This window comes from Methylibium sp. T29, assembly GCF_000576205.1.
Classification (GTDB): domain Bacteria; phylum Pseudomonadota; class Gammaproteobacteria; order Burkholderiales; family Burkholderiaceae_C; genus Methylibium; species Methylibium petroleiphilum.
Map to the genome: position 1 here is coordinate 1 of NZ_AZND01000259.1, position 4,413 is coordinate 4,413.

4 protein-coding genes and 2 pseudogenes are annotated in these 4,413 nt (G+C 70.4%); 2 read left to right on the forward strand and 4 right to left on the reverse strand.

The genetic code is table 11. From position 1 onward, the window contains the following. Window positions 1-100 precede the first annotated feature (100 nt). Window positions 101-361 carry a hypothetical protein gene (locus tag x551_RS18865; RefSeq protein ID WP_036250187.1) on the forward strand — a complete coding sequence of 87 codons (261 nt, stop codon included), beginning with the start codon at window positions 101-103 and terminating at the stop codon, window positions 359-361. Window positions 362-380: 19 nt separating this feature from the next. Further along, on the forward strand, window positions 381-1,145 hold the full coding sequence (locus tag x551_RS18870) for a type III pantothenate kinase (protein ID WP_011830965.1): 765 nt from the start codon (window positions 381-383) through the stop codon (window positions 1,143-1,145). 12 nt (window positions 1,146-1,157) lie between these two features. On the opposite strand, the pseudogene hslU reads toward x551_RS18870, so the two are convergent. From hslU to x551_RS26595, 4 genes and pseudogenes are all read right to left on the reverse strand, one after another. Then, window positions 1,158-2,512, reverse strand: a pseudogene (gene hslU / locus x551_RS18875) (ATP-dependent protease ATPase subunit HslU). Continuing rightward, window positions 2,509-3,066 (reverse strand): ATP-dependent protease subunit HslV, encoded by a 558-nt coding sequence (hslV, locus tag x551_RS18880; RefSeq protein WP_011830963.1) that lies wholly within the window; start codon window positions 3,064-3,066, stop codon window positions 2,509-2,511. The pseudogene hslU and the gene hslV overlap by 4 nt, the downstream one beginning before the upstream one ends. Before the next feature lie 102 nt (window positions 3,067-3,168). Beyond that, window positions 3,169-3,708 (reverse strand): STAS domain-containing protein, encoded by a 540-nt coding sequence (locus x551_RS26590; RefSeq protein WP_051512162.1) that lies wholly within the window; start codon window positions 3,706-3,708, stop codon window positions 3,169-3,171. Beyond that, window positions 3,660-4,413, reverse strand: a pseudogene (locus x551_RS26595) (hypothetical protein); the annotation flags it as partial. The gene x551_RS26590 and the pseudogene x551_RS26595, both read right to left, overlap by 49 nt.

The window sequence follows — 4,413 nt, forward strand, 5'->3', positions numbered from 1 at the left end:
CCGCGGCTGACACCGGGACCTTCGCCGCTCGCGCGCCGTGCCGGCGAGGGCGGGGTGCTGCGCGACGAGCCCAAGCCGGCGCCCGTCCGACGAGGAACCCATGCTGGCCGAGGTGCGCAGCCTGCTGATCGGCACCTTGCTGGTGGACGGCCCGGTCAGCAGTTCGCTCACGGTCCTGCGCGTCGGCCGTGCGCGCGACCGCTACGAGCTGATCGGGTTGGTGTGGCAGATCGAGCGCGCGCTGGTCACGGCGCGACGGCCGGTCGAGGCCATGAGCCGACTGCGCCGCGCCCGCGAACTGCTGGGCCTGGGCAATACCGTCGTCGACGAAGACACGAAGCCCGGTTCCAGCACCCACTGAAGACGAAGCCGCCTCGGCCATGACCCTGCTTGCAATCGATATCGGCAACACGCGCCTGAAGTGGGCGCTGTATCCCTCGGCCGTGCCCGGCAGCGAGCCCGTGGCCCACGGTGCGCGCTTCCTCGAGACCATCGACCAGCTCGGCGAGGCCGAATGGGCCGGCCTGGCGCCGCCGCCGCGCCATGTGCTCGGCTGCTGCGTCGCCAGCGACTCGGTGCGTCACCGCGTCGAGGAGCAGCTGGAGTTGTGGGACGTGGCACCGCGCTGGGTGGTGCCGGGCGCGGCCGAGGCCGGCGTGACCAACGGCTACGACCATCCGATGCGCCTGGGCAGCGACCGCTGGGTGGCGCTGATCGGCGCGCGTGCGCGCGTGCTCGCCGCGGGCGCGCGCCGGCCGGTGCTGGTGGTGATGGCCGGCACGGCGGTCACGGTCGACGCGCTCGATGCGGACGGCCGTTTCCTCGGCGGGCTGATCCTGCCCGGCCACGGCATCATGCTGCGCGCGCTGGAAGCCGGCACCGCCGGCCTGCGGGTGCCCACCGGCGAGGTGCGCGAGTTCCCGACCAACACCAGCGACGCGCTGACCAGCGGCGGCAATTTCGCCATTGCCGGCGCCATCGAGCGCATGCACCGCCATCTTCAGCAGCGCTGTGGCGAGCCACCGTTGTGCATCGTCACCGGCGGCGCGGGCTGGAAGGTGGTGCCGGCGCTGACCATCGATCACGAACTGATCGACACCCTGATCTTCGACGGCCTGCTGACCATCGCCGCGCAGCGCGGCTGAGCCGCCCCCGGGTCAGAGAATGAAGCGGGACAGATCCTCGTCGACCGCGAGCGCCCCGAGCTTGCGATCCACGTAGGCGGCGTCGATCGCGATCGTCTGGCCGCCCAGGTTCGGCGCATCGAAGCTCACCTCGTCGAGCAGGCGCTCCATCACCGTCGACAGCCGGCGCGCGCCGATGTTCTCGGTGCGCTCGTTGACGTCGAACGCAATCTGCGCCAGCCGGCGCACACCCTCGGGCCGGAAGTCGAGCCGGACGCCCTCGGTGTCCAGCAGTGCCTGGTACTGGCGTACCAGGCTGGCGTGGGTCTGGGTCAGGATCGCCTCGAAGTCCTCGACCCGCAGCGAGCCCAGCTCCACCCGGATCGGGAAGCGGCCCTGCAGCTCCGGGATCAGGTCGCTCGGGCGCGCCAGGTGGAAGGCGCCCGAGGCGATGAACAGGATGTGATCGGTCTTGACAGTGCCGTGCTTGGTGCTGACCGTCGTGCCCTCCACCAGCGGCAGCAGGTCGCGCTGCACGCCCTGGCGCGAGACCTCGGCGCCGCTGGCGCCGTCGCCGCGCGACGTGACCTTGTCGATCTCGTCGATGAAGACGATGCCGTTCTGCTCGGCGCTGGCCAGCGCCTGCGTCTTGATCTCGTCCTCGTTGACCAGCTTGGCCGCCTCCTCGTCGACCAGCAGCTTCAACGCCTCGGCGATCTTGAGCTTGCGGGTCTTGCGCCGCGTCTGGCCCAGGCTAGCGAACATGCCCTTGAGTTGCTCGGCCATGTCTTCCATGCCGGGCGGGCCCAGCAATTCGACGGCAGCGCGCGGTTCGGCGAGTTCGAGCTCGATCTCCTTGTCGTCGAGCGTGCCCTCGCGCAGGCGCTTGCGGAAGGTCTGGCGCGCCGTGCTGTCGGCCGGGGCTGGGGCCGGCGAGCTGGTGCTCAGCCCGAAGCCGGCGCCGGCATGGGCGGGCGGCGGCAGCAGCACGTCGAGGATGCGTTCCTCGGCGGCATCCTCGGCGCGGACGCGATGGGCCCGGATCGCGGCCTCGCGCGTCTGCTTGACGGCCAGGTCGACGAGGTCGCGGATGATCGAATCGACGTCCTTGCGACATAGCCGACCTCGGTGAACTTGGTGGCCTCCACCTTGATGAAGGGCGCGTCGGCCAGCTTCGCGAGGCGGCGCGCGATCTCGGTCTTGCCGACGCCAGTGGGCCCGATCATCAGGATGTTCTTCGGCGTGATCTCCGGGCGCAGCCTGTCGTCCACCTGCTGGCGGCGCCAGCGGTTGCGCAGCGCGATCGCGACGGCGCGCTTGGCGTCCTGCTGGCCGACGATGTGGCGGTCCAGCTCGGACACGATCTCCTGCGGGGTCATCGCGCTCACTGGCTGACGGGCTCCGGGTCGGTCAGCACCTCGATGGTGTGGTGCTGGTTGGTGTAGATGCACAGGTCGCCGGCGATCTCGAGCGACTTCTTGACCATCTCGGCCGGACCGAGCGTCGTGTGGGCCAGCAGCGCGCGCGCGGCCGCCTGCGCGTAGGCGCCGCCCGAACCGATCGCGACGATGCCGTGCTCGGGCTCCAGCACGTCGCCGTTGCCGGTGATGATCAGCGAGGTGTCGCGGTCGGCCACCGCCAGCATGGCCTCGAGGCGGCGCAGCACGCGGTCGGTGCGCCAGTCGCGGGTCAGGTCGATCGCGGCGCGCACCAGGTTGCCCTGGTGCTTCTCGAGCTTGCCCTCGAAGCGCTCGAACAGCGTGAAGGCGTCGGCCGTCGCCCCGGCGAAGCCGGCCAGCACCTGCTCCTTGTAGAGCCGGCGCACCTTGCGCGCCGAGGCCTTGACGACGATGCTGCCGAGCGTCACCTGACCATCGCCACCCAGGGCGACCTCTCGGCCGCGGCGTACGCTGAGGATGGTGGTGCCGTGGTACGAATCCATGGGGAAGCAGTTGAAGGCAGAGGCGGGGGCTTCAAGCCCGGGATCTGGCGGGGAGCGATCCGCGGCGCCGGCTGCATTCGTGCCGTCCGGCGGGCGTGACGCTCAGAGGTTGCGCACCTTCACGCGTGCGTGCTCGTTGATGCCCATCGCGTTGAAGAACAGGCCCAGCAGGCGATGGGCGTCCTCGAAATGGACGAGACGGTTCTCGTTGCGGCGGTGCAGCACCCAGTTGAGCAGGTCGCCGGCCGCGACGAAGTCCATGCGGATCAGTCGCGCGCAGTTGACGCTCACGACCGTGGAGTTGCCGAGCTGGGATTCGAGCCGCTGCAGCACGCTGCCGATGTCGCCGACCAACTGGCCCGACAATTCGACCGCTGCGGTGCGGACGCCGCCGGCCTCCTCGAGCACCTGCGACTCCGCGAAGCCGCTCGTCGCGTCGCTGGTCACCATCGAGCGCGATGCGAGGGTCATGCCGCCAGCATCAGCCATCTTGACGACGCACAGCGACGCCTCCCACGACGGCGGCGACACCTCGTAGGTCACGCAGTAGTCGATCGCGATCTCGTCGAACTGGTCGGGCCGGTTGCACAGCCTCAGCGTCGCCAGACGCAGCAGCCAGTAGGCGGGGTCGGCATCGCGCACGCCGGTGGGCGCGGCCTCGGCGAGAACCGAGAGCAACTGCTCGGCGCCGATCCAGCGCATCTGCAGCTTCTGCGTCCCCAGTGGTGCATCAACTGGCTCAGCTCGCCGCAGGCCTGCGCGTCGATCCTGCGCAGCGGGCTCCAGTCCATCACCCACGGCATCGGAAGCTGCAGCGTCCTGGAGCGCAGCAGCGCGACGCCTTCTCCATCGAGCTGTTCCGGCGCGGCCCAGCCGATGCTGCCTTGGCTGCGCACCGCCTGCGCAGTGCTGGCCGCGGCCGCATTCTCGGCAGCCACCAGTTGGGGAATCGAGAACCACTGCGGCGCCGACCACCCAAAGCGCTGCACGTAGTCGAGCGCCAGGCTCTCGAACGGAGGTTGCTGGCCGGTGGCACGGTACAGATCGAACAGCACGAGCCAGGTCTCGGCATGGTTCGCGCGTTCGCCGTCGTCCGAGATGAGGCCGCGGATCGAGCGTTCGCAGCCCTCGAATTCGGCATTGGCGAAGGAAATCACCGCCTCGTCGAGCTCGGGGTCGTGGGCGATCTCGTTGACCTCGACGGCGAACGGGTTGCCGAAATCGGACATGCCCGGGCGCCCCAGGTGCACCGCTGGCGGTGCCGCGGACGCGATGGGGGCGCCGGGGGCTGTCGGTGTCGTGATCGGCGCCGGCGGCGAGGCCGGCGCGGCGGTGGGAGCAGGGGCC